This is a genomic window from Myxococcus sp. AM010, from assembly GCF_013372585.1.
Classification (GTDB): Bacteria; Myxococcota; Myxococcia; order Myxococcales; family Myxococcaceae; genus Myxococcus; species Myxococcus vastator.
In genome coordinates this window covers 1-14,654 of record NZ_JABXEO010000030.1, presented here as the reverse complement: position 1 = coordinate 14,654, position 14,654 = coordinate 1, and the positions used below count along the sequence as shown (strand labels likewise).

At 70.7% G+C, this 14,654-nt stretch carries 15 protein-coding genes; 4 read left to right on the top strand and 11 right to left on the bottom strand.

All coding sequences use genetic code 11. From position 1 onward, the window contains the following. Positions 1 to 21: 21 nt before the first annotated feature. The 5 genes from HV826_RS16010 to clpB form a co-directional block, all read right to left on the bottom strand. A complete protein-coding gene (locus HV826_RS16010; protein ID WP_176417894.1) occupies positions 22 to 1,410 on the bottom strand; it encodes a di-heme oxidoredictase family protein in 1,389 nt (462 codons plus the stop codon). A 107-nt stretch (positions 1,411 to 1,517) separates the two neighbouring features. Beyond that, positions 1,518 to 2,345 carry a hypothetical protein gene (locus tag HV826_RS16005; RefSeq protein ID WP_176417893.1) on the bottom strand — a complete coding sequence of 276 codons (828 nt, stop codon included), beginning with the start codon at positions 2,343 to 2,345 and terminating at the stop codon, positions 1,518 to 1,520. 186 nt (positions 2,346 to 2,531) lie between these two features. Then, the gene (locus HV826_RS16000) at positions 2,532 to 3,533 is read right to left on the bottom strand and encodes an LLM class flavin-dependent oxidoreductase (RefSeq protein WP_176417892.1); all 1,002 of its coding nucleotides are present in this window, start codon (positions 3,531 to 3,533) and stop codon (positions 2,532 to 2,534) included. 10 nt (positions 3,534 to 3,543) lie between these two features. Continuing rightward, on the bottom strand, positions 3,544 to 4,227 hold the full coding sequence (locus tag HV826_RS15995; protein WP_176417891.1) for a hypothetical protein: 684 nt from the start codon (positions 4,225 to 4,227) through the stop codon (positions 3,544 to 3,546). A gap of 79 nt (positions 4,228 to 4,306) precedes the next feature. Then, positions 4,307 to 6,931 (bottom strand): ATP-dependent chaperone ClpB, encoded by a 2,625-nt coding sequence (clpB, locus tag HV826_RS15990; RefSeq protein ID WP_176417890.1) that lies wholly within the window; start codon positions 6,929 to 6,931, stop codon positions 4,307 to 4,309. A gap of 128 nt (positions 6,932 to 7,059) precedes the next feature. Between clpB and HV826_RS15985 the strand changes: the two genes are divergently transcribed. Continuing rightward, the gene (locus HV826_RS15985) at positions 7,060 to 7,695 is read left to right on the top strand and encodes a hypothetical protein (protein ID WP_255207842.1); all 636 of its coding nucleotides are present in this window, start codon (positions 7,060 to 7,062) and stop codon (positions 7,693 to 7,695) included. A gap of 7 nt (positions 7,696 to 7,702) precedes the next feature. Here the strand turns inward: HV826_RS15985 and HV826_RS15980 are convergent, their stop codons facing one another. The 3 genes from HV826_RS15980 to HV826_RS15970 are packed head-to-tail and all read right to left on the bottom strand — an operon-like array spanning position 7,703 to position 9,062. Further along, the gene (locus HV826_RS15980) at positions 7,703 to 8,344 is read right to left on the bottom strand and encodes a hypothetical protein (RefSeq protein ID WP_176411331.1); all 642 of its coding nucleotides are present in this window, start codon (positions 8,342 to 8,344) and stop codon (positions 7,703 to 7,705) included. Further along, positions 8,341 to 8,655 carry a DUF1844 domain-containing protein gene (locus HV826_RS15975; RefSeq protein WP_176417889.1) on the bottom strand — a complete coding sequence of 105 codons (315 nt, stop codon included), beginning with the start codon at positions 8,653 to 8,655 and terminating at the stop codon, positions 8,341 to 8,343. The genes HV826_RS15980 and HV826_RS15975 overlap by 4 nt, the downstream gene beginning before the upstream one ends. Continuing rightward, complete coding sequence (locus HV826_RS15970) at positions 8,652 to 9,062, bottom strand: RNA polymerase subunit sigma (protein WP_176417888.1); 411 nt, start codon at positions 9,060 to 9,062, stop codon at positions 8,652 to 8,654. The genes HV826_RS15975 and HV826_RS15970 overlap by 4 nt, the downstream gene beginning before the upstream one ends. A gap of 92 nt (positions 9,063 to 9,154) precedes the next feature. Here HV826_RS15970 and thiE point away from each other — a divergent pair, with 92 nt between their 5' ends. From thiE to HV826_RS15955, 3 genes are read left to right on the top strand one after another with little or no spacing between them, the layout of a single operon-like run. After that, positions 9,155 to 9,811, top strand: a complete 657-nt coding sequence (gene thiE / locus HV826_RS15965; protein WP_176417887.1) for a thiamine phosphate synthase — start codon at positions 9,155 to 9,157, stop codon at positions 9,809 to 9,811. A gap of 20 nt (positions 9,812 to 9,831) precedes the next feature. Next, complete coding sequence (locus tag HV826_RS15960; RefSeq protein ID WP_176417886.1) at positions 9,832 to 10,596, top strand: gamma-glutamyl-gamma-aminobutyrate hydrolase family protein; 765 nt, start codon at positions 9,832 to 9,834, stop codon at positions 10,594 to 10,596. After that, positions 10,593 to 11,333 carry a bifunctional hydroxymethylpyrimidine kinase/phosphomethylpyrimidine kinase gene (locus HV826_RS15955; RefSeq protein WP_176417885.1) on the top strand — a complete coding sequence of 247 codons (741 nt, stop codon included), beginning with the start codon at positions 10,593 to 10,595 and terminating at the stop codon, positions 11,331 to 11,333. Before HV826_RS15960 ends, HV826_RS15955 begins: the two co-directional genes overlap by 4 nt. A gap of 12 nt (positions 11,334 to 11,345) precedes the next feature. On the opposite strand, the gene dnaB is transcribed toward HV826_RS15955, so the two are convergent. The 3 genes from dnaB to HV826_RS15940 all read right to left on the bottom strand — a co-directional run. After that, positions 11,346 to 12,716: a replicative DNA helicase gene (gene dnaB, locus HV826_RS15950; protein ID WP_176417884.1), complete on the bottom strand. Its 1,371-nt coding sequence runs from the start codon at positions 12,714 to 12,716 to the stop codon at positions 11,346 to 11,348. Between the two features lie 70 nt (positions 12,717 to 12,786). Further along, a complete protein-coding gene (locus tag HV826_RS15945) occupies positions 12,787 to 13,557 on the bottom strand; it encodes a LytTR family DNA-binding domain-containing protein (RefSeq protein ID WP_176417883.1) in 771 nt (256 codons plus the stop codon). Further along, positions 13,554 to 14,654 (bottom strand): sensor histidine kinase (locus HV826_RS15940; RefSeq protein WP_176417882.1); only part of this gene is annotated, 1,101 nt, incomplete at its 5' end. The genes HV826_RS15940 and HV826_RS15945, both read right to left, overlap by 4 nt.

Genomic DNA, 14,654 nt, shown 5'->3' with positions numbered 1-14,654 from the left:
CGTGACGCGCGGTGGGGCCGCTCAGAGCGATTCCAGGAACGTGAGCAGCGCTTGCCGGTCCACGAGCGGCAGGCGCGTGTAGCGCTCCTGGGCGGGCGCGGCCTCGCCGCCATGCCACAGCACGGCCTCCTCCAGGTTGCGCGCGCGCCCGTCGTGCAGGAAGCGGGTGTGGCCATTCACGACCTTCACCAACCCGATGCCCCACAGCGGCGGCGTTCGCCACTCGGTGCCGGAGGCGAGCCCGTCCGGACGCCCGTCCGCCAGCCCTTCGCCCAGGTCGTGCAGCAGCAGGTCCGTGTACGGGTAGATTTTCTGGTGCGACAGCTCCGGGAAGCCGGGCACCTCCGCCGTCTCGAAGGGCGTGGCGAGGTGGCAGCCGCCGCACCCGATGGCCTCGAACACCGCCTTGCCGCGGAGCGTGGCGGGCGCGCTCCAGTCGCGCCGCTTCGGAGGGGCCACCAGCCGCGCATAGAAGAGGAGGGAGTCCAAATCCTTGGGGCTCACCTCGGGCGCGTCGGCGGCGTCCCGCGTGTCGTGTCCTTGCTCACGGGGATACAGCGTCGTGGTCAACCCCATGTCCGCGACCAGCGCGTGCGCGACCTGTTGACGGAGCGTGGGCTGGTTGGCCTTCCACCCGAAGCGGCCCAGCTGCGTCTGGCCTTCCTCCACGTCCATCACCCGGTTCGCCCGGCCGGAGACGCCGTCCTGGTTCCGGTCCTCCGGGTCCTCGTGGGCCAGCAGCGCCGCTTCGGGAACCGCCTCCAGCAGCCCCAGCCCGAAGTTCACCGGCGCGACGCGCGGCGAGAAGCGGACCCCGGCCTCGAGCGGTCCCTTCGTCAGGGCGGCGAAGGTGTAGCGCGGCCGGAGCAGCGTGTAGGACTCCCCCGAGGAGAACCTGCCGGACACCTCGTCATAGCGGACCTCGACGGTGCCCTCCGCGCCCGCTCCCTCCAGGTGCCGCACGTCGAGCTGGACGCCGTAGCGGGGATGGGGCCCGTGGCCCTCCGGTCCCGTGAGCTGGAACGCCAGCGAGACGGGCGTCTCCTGGGGGGACGCGGGCGGCTGGCCGCGTCCGTCCTTCACGTGGCACGTCATGCAGGAGGCGGCGTTGAACAGCGGCCCCACCAGGACGGGTCCCTCCACGTCGGTCCAGTCGCGGTCGAAGATGCGCTTGCCGGCGTGGAACCCGGGCCAGCGGGCGCGCGCCAGGTTCATGGGCGAGCGCCCGAAGGCGTTCCGTCCCGGGTCCGGCACGGTGGTCGCTCCGCCGGACAGCTCCTCCCCGGGCTCCAGTCTGGCCGCGAGCTCCCCCAGCTCGAGCGGCGGTGGCAGCCGGTTCGTGTTCGCCCACAGGGCGACGAGCACGACGACTCCGACACAGATGCCCAGGAGGTACAGCCGCCCTTTCATCGAAGAGACTCCAGAAGACCCGGGATGGAACGGACCACACGAAGGGCCCCGGGCAGGACGGCTTCCCTGCCCGGGGAACTGCCCGTGTATGGCACGGGCAAAGCAGCCTACTTGCTGCCCGCGACGATCGTCTCGCCGAGGATGGTGAACTCCTTCGCGGCGGCGTTCACGTCAATCCCCGTGAAGAGGTTGTACGGGTAGTGGCCGTTCTCAATCTCCTCGATGAACTCCACCTCGTCACCGCTGATGGTGGTGCCGTCCGCGAGCTGGACCTTGAATTCGCGGTCATCCGCGCGCAGCCGCCACCCGCAGGCGCCCACGTTGGACGGCTCCGCCATCTGCGCCACGCCGTTCTTCCAGATGATGATGTCAATCTGGAAGAAGTCCGCGTGCGCGACGAGGTAACGGATGAAGTCCCACCAGTTGTAGAAGATGATCATCTGCGCGGCGGGGTTCGTCGTCGAGCCCTGCAGATGGCCGTCACGGTAGACGTTCATCCGGTAGTTCGAGCCGCCCGGCGCGCCGGTGAAGTTCGGCGTCACCTGCACCGAGCCCGGCTCGCGGCCCGCGCTGACCTGCAGGGTGCTGACCACCTGGTCCCCGGAGCGCGCGGCCAGGTGCAGGCCCCCGCGGTTGCCGCCGAAGTTGATGCCCGTCGTCTGCGACCACGACGACGCCCGCTGGAAGCGGCTGGCCACGCCGTCCGACTTCACGTTCTCCAGCCCGGAGACGCTGATGCCCGCCTCCGTCGCCTTCAGCTCCGCCGCGCCCGTCGGGCAGTGGGTGACGCCGTCGAAGCGCGTCACGCAGCCGCTCTTCGCGTCGGACTCGGCGGCGGCCATGCTCGCGGAGTCCTCTGCCTCGCCTCCCTGACATCCGGCTGCGACGCTCAGCATCGCGACTGCCAGCAGGCGGCTCGTCATCTTCATCTCCATGATGTCCTACCTCGGTGCGTTGTGGATGGGGTGTTGCCCCCCCGCTGCAATGCACCGTTCACGCCACTCCCAAAGCGGCGTGCCCTCCCTCTGTGCCAGAGGGGCGACGCGCGCCGAGGTGTGGCGCGGCCCGTTACAAACAGGCGTTGGCTGTACCCAGCGCCGTTACAAGCCTGAGCGCCGGGCTTACTCCGCCGCTGCGAGCCGCGCGTGCGCCTGCGCCGTCAGCTCGAAGGAGCGCAGCCGCGCGGCGTGGTCGTAGACCATTCCCGTCACCATCAGCTCGTCGACCCCCGTGAGGCGGATGAAGGACGCCAGGCCTTGCTGGACGGTGTCGGGCGCGCCGATGACGGAGTACTTCAGCGCATGGTCCGCGCTCGCGCGGTCCGCTGGAGAGGCCACCGCGTCGATGTCATCCACCGGGGGCGGGAGCTGACCGGGTGTGCCGCGGCGCAGGCGGACGAACTGCTGCTGCACGGAGGTGAAGAGGCGCTGTGCCTCCGCGTCCGTCTCCGCCGCGAAGACATTCACGCACGCCATGGCATACGGCCGCGCGAGCGACTCGGACGGCTTGAAGCGCTCCCGGTAGATGTCCAGGGCCTGCAGCAGGGCATCCGGCGCGAAGTGGGAGGCGAAGGCGAACGGCATGCCCAGCATCGCCGCGAGCTGCGCGCTGAACAGGCTGGAGCCGAGCAGCCAGATGGGCACCCGCAGGCCCGCGCCCGGCACCGCCTGGATGAGCTGGCCCGGCTCGGTGGGCTCGAAGAAGGACTTCAGCTCCACGACGTCCTGGGGGAACGTGTCCGCGCTCGCCGCCAGGTCCCGCCGCAGGGCGCGCGCCGTCAGCATGTCCGTGCCCGGCGCCCGGCCGAGCCCCAGGTCGATGCGCCCCGGGTAGAGCGTCTCCAGCGTGCCGAACTGCTCCGCGATGACCAGCGGCGCGTGATTCGGCAGCATGACGCCGCCCGAGCCCACCCGGATGCGCTTCGTCCCCCCGGCCACGTAGCCGATGACCACGGACGTCGCCGCGCTGGCGATGCCCGTCATGTTGTGGTGCTCGGCCAGCCAGAAGCGCTTGAAGCCCCAGTCCTCCGCGTGCCGCGCCAGGTCGAGCGTGTTCCGGAGCGCGTCGGCCGCGGTGGAGCCCTGCGTGACGGGCGAGAGGTCGAGGACGGAGAAAGGAATCATGAGGCCCCTCCTAACGCCGTCCCTGGGGCCTCCGCTTGCCCATGAACAGGGTATGCCGCGTCCCCTGGGTGCCATGGGCCGCCGGGCGCAGCACCTGGACGGTGAAGCCCGCCTGCTCCATGCGGCGCTCGAAGGCAGGGGAGGGCCCGGCGCTCCACACGCCCAGGACGCCCCCTGGCCGCAGCGCCTGGACGGCGTGTGCCAGCCCCACGCGCCCGTAGAGGCCGTGGTTGTCGGGGTGGGTGAGGGCGGTGGGGCCGTTGTCCACGTCCAGCAGGATGGCGTCATACGCGCCGGACTGACGGGCCATGTGCTTGCCCACGTCGAGCTCCACCACGGTGACGCGCGCGTCCTCCAGGGGCGCCCCGGCCAGCGGCGCGAGCAGCCCCCGGTTCCACGTCACCACCACGGGGAGCAGCTCCGCCACCGTGACGCGCGCGTCGGGGCCCAGCCGGTCCAACACGGCCCGGGCGGTGTAGCCAAAGCCCAGCCCGCCCACGAGCACCCGGACGCCGCTTCGGCCCGCCAGCCCCTCGCAGCCCGCGTCCGCCAGCGCCTCCTCGGAGCCGTGCTGCCGGCTGGACATCAGCGTCTGTCCCCGCACGCGGAAGACGTACTCGTCTCCGCGCCGGACCAGGGTGACTTCCCCCACGTCCGGGACCTCTGCGCGCTCCAGCGTCTCCCAGGGCTTCATGGCCGGGCTCTTCGCGCGGAGGCGGCCCGGCGTCAAGCCATGACGCCGGGCCCCGGCACACCTCCGTGGCCGCCCGGGCTCAGGCCGAGCGCTTCACGTTCTTCGCGGTGTCCACCAGCACCTTGGCGAAGGTGAGCCCGTCCGGCCCCACATCCGCCTGGATGTGGTCGCCCGGGACGAACTCGCCGCCGAGGACCTTGAGGGCCAGCGGGTCCAGCAGGTTCTTCTGCACCGCGCGCTTCAGGGGCCGCGCGCCGTACGTCGGGTCGTAGCCGCGCTCGGCGAGCAGCTCCCGCGCCTTCTCCGTCAGCTCCAGCGTGAGCCGCTTGTCGGCCAGCAGCTTGGACAGCCGCGCCAGCTGCAGGTCCACGATGCGGTAGATGTCCTTCTTGCGCAGCGGCTCGAAGAGGACGACCTCGTCCACGCGGTTGAGGAACTCCGGCCGGAAGTGCGCGCGCAGCGCGTCCATCACCTCGTTGCGCGTGCGCTCGTCCAACTCCTCCTTGCCCGCCATGCCGACCTGGATGTCCTGCGAGCCGATGTTGGACGTCAGGATGAGCACCGTGTTCTTGAAGTCCACCGTGCGGCCCTGGCTGTCCGTCAGCCGGCCTTCGTCCAGAATCTGGAGCAGCACGTTGAAGACGTCGTGGTGCGCCTTCTCGATTTCGTCGAAGAGGACCACCGTGTACGGCCGCCGGCGCACCGCCTCGGTGAGCTGGCCGCCTTCCTCGTAGCCGACGTACCCCGGCGGCGCGCCCACCAGCCGGGCCACGGCGTGCTTCTCCATGTACTCGGACATGTCGATGCGGACCATGGCCGAGTCGTCATCGAAGAGGAACTCCGCCAGCGCCTTGGCCGTCTCCGTCTTGCCCACGCCCGTGGGGCCCAGGAAGATGAACGAGCCGATGGGGCGGTTGGGGTCCTGCAGTCCGCTGCGCGCGCGGCGCACGGCGTTGGACACCGCTTCAATGGCGCTGCGCTGGCCAATCACCCGCTTCGCCAGCCGGTCCTCCATGTGGACCAGCTTCTGGACCTCGCCCTCCATCAGCCGCGAGACGGGGATGCCCGTCCACTTGGCCACCACCTGGGCGATGTCCTCCGCGTCGACCTCTTCCTTGAGGAACTTCTGGTTCTTCTGCAGCTCGGCCAGCTTCTCGTTCTGCGCCTTCAGCTCCTTGTCGAGCGAGGGGATGACGCCGAACTTCAGCTCCGCCGCGCGGTTCAGGTCCCCCTGACGCTCGGCCGCGGCCTGGTCGTTCTTCGCCTTCTCCTGCTTCTCCTTCAGGGTGCGGATGGCGCCAATGGACGCCTTCTCCGCGTCCCAGTGCACCTTGAGCGCGTTGAACTTCTCGCTCATGTTGGCCAGCTCCTTCTCAATCTGGCCCAGGCGCTCCTGCGAGTGCGGGTCCGTCTCCTTGCGCAGGCCCTCCCGCTCAATCTGGAGCTGCGTCATCTTCCGGCGCACGTCGTCCAGCTCCGTGGGCATGGAGTCGATTTCGATGCGCAGGCGGCTGGAGGCCTCGTCGACCAGGTCAATGGCCTTGTCCGGCAGGAACCGGTCCGCGATGTAGCGGTGGCTCAGCGTGGCGGCGGCCACCAGGGCGTTGTCCTGGATGCGCACGCCGTGGTGCACCTCGTAGCGCTCCTTCAGGCCGCGGAGGATGCTGATGGTGTCATGCACGCTCGGCTCGCCCACCATGACGGGCTGGAAGCGCCGCTCCAGCGCCGCGTCCTTCTCGATGTGCTTGCGGTACTCGTCCAGCGTGGTGGCGCCGATGCAGTGCAGCTCGCCGCGGGCCAGCGCCGGCTTGAGCATGTTGCCCGCGTCCATGGCCCCCTCGGCCTTGCCCGCGCCCACCAGCGTGTGGAGCTCGTCGATGAAGAGGATGACCTCGCCCGCGGCGTCGGCAATCTCCTTGAGGACGGCCTTGAGGCGCTCCTCGAACTCGCCGCGGTACTTCGCGCCGGCCACCATGGCGCCCAGGTCCAGGGACACCAGGCGCTTGTTCTTCAGGCCCTCCGGCACGTCGCCGTCGACGATGCGCCGCGCCAGCCCCTCCGCGATGGCCGTCTTGCCCACGCCGGGCTCGCCGATGAGCACCGGGTTGTTCTTGGTGCGCCGGCTCAGCACCTGGATGCACCGGCGAATCTCCTCGTCACGGCCGATGACGGGGTCCAGCTTGCCGGAGCGCGCCGCCTCCGTGAGGTCGCGGCCGTACTTCTCCAGCGCCTGGTAGGTCGCCTCTGCGTCCTGGCTCGTCACGCGCCCGGAGCCGCGGACGTCCTTGAGGCCGGACAGCACGCGCTCCCTCGTGACGCCCGAGGACTTCATCACCTCACCCACCGCGCCCTTGTCGTGGGTGAGCGCCAGGAGCAGGTGCTCCGAGGAGATGAACTCGTCCTTGAGGGACTTGGCCTCGTCCTCGGCCTTGTCGAAGGTCTTGAGCAGCCGCTGGCCGAGCATCGCGCTCTCGCCACCCTGCATGCGGGGCAGCTTCTGGAGCGCTTCGCCGAGCCGCGCGGCGAACAGCTTCACGTCCGCCCCAATCTTCCGGAGCAGGGGGTCGACGATGCCGTCCTTCTGGCCAAGCAACGCCGCGGCCAGGTGCTCGGGCTCGTACTGGGGATTGTCCGCCCGACGGGCCAGGCTCTGACCCTCGTGGATCGCCTCCTGCGCCTTCACTGTGTACTTGTCGAGTCGCATGCCTCCAACGTAAGAGTCGGACACCCCTTGGCAAGCAGCGCACGCGGCGCGACGATTTTGCTTGCCCTGAATTTGTTTGACCTCCTGGAAACCACCTGCTTTTCAAGGTGCGGGAGTTGCCAGCGGGTATGATGCCGGGTATAGGCGGCGCCCAATCCCCTGGGGGGCTGACACTGCAAGCGCACGGCGGATATCTCCTGAGAATCGAAAGCTTCGGCGGCCTGGAGCTGCTCCGGCTGGCGCGTGAGGCGCTGGCGTTGGACGGCGCGATGGGCGCGACGGGGCTGAAGGTGTCCGTCAACCGGCGCCGCAAGGTGGTCCGTCTGGCGTACGTGGCGCCCTTCACGGTGGGGCGGCAGGGCGCGCACTGGTATGCGGCCCACCATGCGCTCCCCCGGCTGCTGTCCCGGGCGGCGAACGCCGCGGTCCAGGCCTACGTCTACGATCCGGACGAAGGCGAGCAGGTCATCGCGTACGGCAACGGCCGGCGCGTGGGCGGTGAGCGGGTCGTCTACGAGGACGTGGAGCTCCCGGTGCCGCTGGACCAGATGGACGACGCGGCCTTCAAGCACATGCAGGAGCGCTGGCCGGTGGGACACCTGGCCTACGTGTTCGGCCTGACGCGCAAGGAACTGCTGCGGCTGCCGCGCGTGGCGCCGAGCCACGAGCTGTCGCTGGAGGACCGCGACGCCGAGGGCGCCGCCATCCTGGAGGCCCTGCTGCCGACCAGCCAGGTGACGCTGCCGGAGTCCGACGCCCTCTAAAGGAGGGCTACTCCTCCTGCGGCCCGTCCTGCACGGCCACGGCCTCGCGGACGCCCTGGCTGCGGAAGTACTGCCCCAGGAACGCGAAGGTGCCCGCCACCACCACGGTGCCGAAGATGGCGCTCCCCGCGCCCATCGCGCTCAGGATTTCGCGAGAGGCCTCGACGGTGATGTCCGGTGGGAACTCGGGCATCTTGCTCATCGGCTCCGCCAGCGCCGCGAACAGGCGCTGCTTGGCCACGGACATCTGCGCGCCGTCGATGGTGCGCAGCCCGGCGGCGATGATGGCCGCGCGGCTCAGGACCCGGCGCATGGCGTCGCGGGGCAGGTGCTCCGGATTCAGCATGCGCGCCGCGGACACGCTGACGAAGGCGCAGGCCACGGCCAGCAGGCCCAACAGCACCGCGCGGGGCTCCCGCATGGGCTCCAGCGCCGCGTAGTAGACCTCGAGCGTCTTCGCGTCGAGCGCCGGGGCGCCGGGAATCCGAGGCAGCTCCTGCTCCATCCGGAGCGAGCGCGCTTCGTAGAAGTTCACCATCTCGACGGCTTCCATCAGCGCCGCCCAGCCGGTGAGGATGGAGAGCACCAGGCCCACGATGGCGGCGAAGCGGATGCCGCCGGGCAGGCCCTTCCTTCCAGAGTGCTTCACCGCTTGGTCGCCTCCACGTAACGCAGGCGGAGGTCCGCGAGCAGCCCGTCGAAGAGCTTCTCTTCCTCGGCCGTGAGGTTGCCCCGCGTCTTCACGCGCAGCATGGACAAGAGGTCCAGGTTCTGCCGGGCCAGCGGCAGGTCCTTCGCCGTCTGACCCGTTTCAGGATTGGGTGCACCTCCCAGGTGGATGAGCACCGCGGTGCCCAGCCCCACGATGAAGGTGCTGAAGGAGATAGACTCCTCGGACGCGGAGCGCGCTTCCCCCCGCATCACGAAGGTCTCGCCGCGCTTCCCGTCCTCGGCGCTCATGCGGAGACCGGCCCCTCGTCGTCGGGGGTCTCGTTCGAAGTGGTGTCGGCGGCGGCGTCGCCCTCCGCCTCGTCGCTTTCAGCCTCGTCGTCGCCCGCACCGGCCTCGGCGGCGTCGCCATCCGTCGACTCCGCGGCGGCGGAGGTCTCGGCCTCGTCGCTGTCGTCGGACGTATCGTCGTCCTCGTCTTCGTCCTCGTCGTCGAAGTCATCCTCTTCGTCGTCGAAGTCGTCGGCGTCGTCGGCGTCGTCGTCGAGCATGTGCGTCTCCACGGGGACGGACTTCTCCGCCACGTCGGGCAGGCCCTGGAGATGGCGCTCGTACTCCGCCTCGCCGAGCTGGCCAGAGCGCACGTACCGCTCCGCGGTGCGCTTATCGAGGTACTTCGGGTCCGCCGAATCCGCCATGGTTCAAATCCTCAGAATTGCTTGGAAAACAGCGCGGCACCTTATAGCAGGGTGGCCATCTGTCAACGCCGCCGTCCCGCCTTCCAGAGCCGATGAACGCACCGTCCCGCCCGCACCTTCCCCGCGGTCTTTACCTGCTGTGTGACGACTCCGTCCTGCCGGAGGTTTCACTGGTGGACAAGGCGGCTCGCCTGGTGGCCGGAGGGGCCCGGGTGGTGCAACTGCGCATGAAGCGCACCCCGGCCCGTGAAGCGCTGGCCGCCGCGCGGCGGGTGGTGGCGCTGTGCCGCCGGGGAGGCGCGCTGTGCCTGGTGAACGACCGGGTGGACCTGGCGCTGCTGTCGGACGCGGACGGCGTCCACGTGGGGGATGAAGACGTGCCCGCCCAGGATGCGCGCGCGCTGCTGGGGCCTGGCCGTCTGGTGGGCGTCACGGTGCGAGACGTGGCGGGCGCGCGGGCGGCGCAGGCGGCGGGGGCGGACTACGTGGGCCTGGGGCCCCTCTTCCCCACGTCGACGAAGCAGGTGCCCGCGCCGGTGCTGGGCCTGGCGGCCTTCGCGGCCGTGGTGCGGGACAGCCCGCTGCCCGTGGTGGGCATTGGTGGGGTAGGGCTGGCGAACATCACGAGCGTGGCGGCGGCCGGGGCGCACTGCGCGGCCGTGCTGTCCGACGCGCTGCTCGCCGCGGATATCACCGAGCGTGTGAGGCGACTGGTGGTCGCGTTTGAACAGGGGGGCTCCGGGGCATAGCCTCGAAGCCAGGAGCTTCCATGAACAACCATCCGCGTCACCACGGGCCGGCGCCGCGCCGCCCCAACATCGGCATCACCCCGGACTGGAGTCCCGCTGGAGAGCAGCCCTTTGCCCGCTACGAGCTGAAGGTGCCGTACGCGGACGCCGTCCTGCGCGCGGGGGGGCTGCCCTTCGTGTTGCCGTACTCGGACGAGCCGGCCTGCGTGGAGTCCTACCTGGATCGCATCTCCGGGGTGCTCGTCACGGGCGGCGCGTTCGACATCCCTCCGTCGGCGTACGGCGAGGATGCGCGCGAGGGCCTGGGGGCGCTGAAGGAAGGGCGCACCGCCTTCGAGGCGGCGCTCATGCGCGGCGCGCTCAAGCGCAACATGCCCGTGCTGGGCATCTGTGGCGGCATGCAGCTGCTCAACGTCATCCTGGGCGGCACGCTGTACCAGGACATCGGCCGTGAGGTGGAGGGGGCTCGCGAGCACGAGCAGAAGCAGGACCGCGCCCACCCGCAGCACCCGGTGGACGTGAAGAGCGGCACGTTGCTGGCGGAGGCGGTGGGGCATGGCCAGCTGATGGTCAACTCCACCCACCACCAGTCGGTGCGCGGCGTGGGCAAGGACGTGACGATTACCGCGGCGGCGCCCGATGGCGTGGTGGAGGCCATCGAGTCCTCCGTGCACACCTTCGCCGTGGGCGTGCAGTGGCACCCCGAATACATGTCCACGTCCATTCCCGTGCACGTGGGGCTCTACAAGGCGTTCGTGCAGAAGGCGCGCGAGCACCGCCGGTGAGCGCTCGCGTCCTCCTGCTGGCCGGGCTGGAGCCCACGGGACGGGCGGGGTTGCTGGCGGACGTCGCCGCGGTGCGCGCGCTGCGGGGGCAGCCGGTGGCGGTGCCCACCGCGCAGACGGCGCAGGGGGTCCGCACCTTCACCTGGACGGCTGCTCCGCCGCGCGTGCTGTCCGCGCAGGTGGCCGCCGCGCGCGAGCTGGGGCCGGTGCACGCGGTGAAGTGCGGCATGGTGCCCGCTCGCGCGCAGCTCGTGGCCGCGCAGCGGGCCTTGGAGGACACGGGGGCGTGGTGGGTGGTGGACCCGGTGGTGCGCACCTCCCGGGGCGAGCCGCTGACGCGCCTGTCCGCGCGGGCCTACCTGGCCCTGGCGGGGCCGCGCGTGGTGCTCACGCCGAACCTGGATGAAGCGGGCTGGCTGCTGGGGCGCCCCGTCGCGCGCACGGTGGCTGACGCCGCCGAGGCGGCAGAGGCCTTGGCCCGATTCGGCTTTGGCGCGGTGCTGGTGAAGGGCGGGCACCTGCCGGACACGCAGGGGCTGGCGGACGTGCTGGCGACGCCGGGCCGGGTGCGGGTGCTGGAAGGCCGGAGGCTGGCGCGCGCTCCCGAACGCCGGGGCACCGGGTGCCGGCTGGCCTCCGCGCTGGCCACGGAGCTGGGCAGGGGACGCACGCTGGAGACGGCGGTGCGGACGGCCCGCGCGCTGGTGGTGCGCTACCTCAGGACGGGCACGGAGTAGGGCGGCGCCGCGCTACTCGCTCCGCAGCCGGCTCTCGAAGCGGGTGTACTCGGCCAGGAACACCAGGTCGATGGAGCCGATGGGGCCGTTGCGCTGCTTGGCGACGATGAGCTCCACGGGGATGACGGTGTTCGACTGCTGCGCCGGCTGCGCGTCAGGGCCTTCGTCGTCAGCCACCTCGCGGTGGATGAACATCACCACGTCGGCGTCCTGCTCGATGGAGCCGGACTCACGAAGGTCGGACAGCATGGGCTTGCCACCCTTGCGGTCCTCCACCTTTCGGCTGAGCTGACTGAGCGCGATGATGGGCACCTCCAGCTCCTTGGCGAGCTGCTTCAGCGCGCGGGAGATTTCGGCGACCTCCAACTGGCGGCTCTCCACCTTGCCCTTCTGATGCATGAGCTGGAGGTAGTCGATGACGATGAGCGACAGGCGCGGGTCGCGCTGCTTCACGCGGCGGGCCTTGGCGCGCAGGTCGAACGGGGACAGGCCGCCGGAGTCGTCAATGTAGATGGGCGCGTTGTAGAGCGCGCCCGCCATCTCCTGGAACTTCTCCTCGTCGTGCGGCGACAGCCGGCCGCCACGCAGCTTCTTCATGTCCACGCGCGCGGTGGAGGCCAACAGACGCATCAGCAGCTGGTCGGCGGGCATCTCCAGGCTGAAGATGCCGACGGCCTTGTTCTCCTTCAGCGCCGCGTGCACCGCGATGTTCATCGCGAAGGACGTCTTGCCGATGCCGGGACGCGCCGCGAGGATGATGAGCTCGCCGGCGTGCAGGCCGGTGAGCTGGTTGTCCAGGTCGATGTAGCCGGTGGACAGGCCGGTGATGCCCGTGGCCGCCGCCTTCATCTTGTCGAGCAGGTCGAGCGTATGCTCCATCAGCTCGCTGACCGGGCGCAGGTCGCCCTCGCGCTTCTTCTCCGCGAGGAGGAACACCTTGCGCTCGGCCTCGTCGAGCAGCACCTCCAGCTCGCCCGTCTCCTGGCTGGCGAGGTCCTGGATCTCCCTGCCCGCCTGGGCCAGGCGGCGGCGGATGGCCTGGTCCTTGACGATCTGCGCGTACTGGACCGCGTTGGACGCGATGGGCACCACCTGGTCCAGCCGCATCAGGTAGGCCGGGCCGCCCACCGACACCAGGTGGCCCAGCACCTTCAGCTCCTCGGCCAGCGTCAGGTGGTCCACCTGTCTCGACTGGCCGTCGAGCTTCAGCATCGCCTCGAAAATCTGGGCGTGTGCGGGGCTGGAGAAATCCTCTGGGTGGACGACCTCGCCTACCGACGCGATGAGCGTGTTGTCCGCCAGCACGGCGCCCAGCACGGCGCGCTCCGCGGCGAGGTCCTCGTGGACCTTCCGACCCTCTCTGAACTCGTGGACATTCTCCATGGCGGCCCGCCCACTCTACAGGCAAGGCTGACACAGCCAAGTTTCCGCCACAGGCCTGTAGCAGCGCCGCCTACCCCTCCAGTCCCCACTTCTGGAGGAACGCTTCACGCCAGGTGCGGCTGAGCACGACGGAGCTCCCGTCCTTGAGGACGAGGATTCCGTCTCCGTGGCTCCACGGCTCCAGGCGGGCCACCGCGTCCAGGTTGACGATGTCGCCCCGGTGGACCCGGACGAAGCGTGAGGAGTCCAGCCGCTCCTCCAGGGCGCGGAGGGTTTGTCGCACCAGGTGCTCTCCCTGGCCCGTGTAGAGCCGCACGTACTTGTCCTCGGCTGACAGGCGCCAGACGTCCGCCAGCGGCAGGGGCACCCAGGCCTCGTTCACCTTCACCACCAGCCGCTCCAAGGGGCGGCTCGCGGGGGCCCGCCCCAGCTCCGTCAGCAGGGCCTGGAGCCGCGCGGTGTCCGGCATCCCGCCGCGGAGCGCCGAGTGCGCCTTGTCGAGCGCCCGGCCGAAGCGCTCCGCGTCGTAGGGCTTCAGCAGGTAGTCCACCGCCTGCGCTTCAAAGGCCGCCAGCGCGAAGGCGTCGTACGCGGTGGAGAAGATGACGGCTGGGCAGTGCTCCGGGCCCAGGGCCTCCAGCACCTCGAAGCCGGTGAGGCCGGGCATCTGCACGTCGAGCACCAGCAGGTCCGGATGCAGGGCGCTCACCTGCCGCAACGTCTGCGGGCCGTCCGTCGCTTCGCCCGCCAGCGCGAAGCGCGCGTCCTCCGCCAGCAGGCGTTTGACCTTCGCCCGCGCGGGCGCTTCGTCGTCGGCCACCAGCACCTGGAAGCGCGTCATGCCGCGGCCTCCCGGGGCAGCCACAGCGACACGCGCGCGCCGCCTTCGGGGCTGGGGCTCCGCTCCAGCCGCGCACGCCCCGCATGCAGCAGCGCCAGGATGCGCTCCAGGTGCGCCAGCCCCACGCCGGGGCCGGACGCGGGCGAGGGCGTGCCGAAGCCGCGCCCCGTGTCCTCCACCTCCAGCCGCCACCCGGCGCCGTCCACCCGCGCCCGGATGCGCACCTCCAGCGGCTCCGTCCTGTCCTGGTTGTGCTTCACCGCGTTCTCCACCAGCGCCTGGAGCGCGAAGCAGGGCACCTGGGCGCCGTCCAGTCCGGGGGACACGTCCCAGCGCACCGTCACCCGGTCTCCGAAGCGCGCGGCCAGCAGCGCCACGAAGCGCGCGGCCTGGGTGCGCTCCTCGGCCAGCGTCCACGTGGCCTCGCGCCGCTCCAGGCTGGCGCGCAGCAGCCCGCCCAGATCACTGAGCAGCCGGTCCGTGCGCGCGAGGTCCTCGTACATCACCGCGCTGACGGTGTTCAGGGCGTTGAAGAGGAAGTGCGGATGGAGCTGCCCTGTGAGGGCCTGGAGCTGGGCCGCGCGCAGCTCGCCTTCCAGCGCCGCCTCGCGCAGCGCCCGCGCCTGACGCTCCTTCCAGGCCTGGAGGAGGCTCCACAGCGTGGCGGTGACGGTGTACGAGATGAGGTCCTTCTGCGCCTCCATGGGGATGCGGAAGGCGAGCTCGCCAGCGTCATAGGTGCCCCAGCCGAGCAGTGGGTACAGCAGGTGCCGCGTCCCCACCATCAGCGCGGTGTGCAGTCCGGTGAAGAGCGCGAAGGCCGCGGCATGGATGCCCAGGAAGCGCGCCCAGCCCACGCGAGGGCCCGGGGCGTTGAGCACCGCCGTGTAGAGGATGGGCAGGACGGCCCAGACGCCGAGCGCCCCCGTGACTTCCCAGAGGAAGGGACGGGCCCCCGGCACCTCGCCGCCCTCCGTGAGGATGGTGAGGCACAGCGTGAGCCCCATCCACAGGCCCAGCAGCAGGCAGAAGCCGAACAACGCCAGCGCCGGCCGCGCGCGGAGGCGGGGCCACTTCCAGTCGGGGCGGGCCTGGGG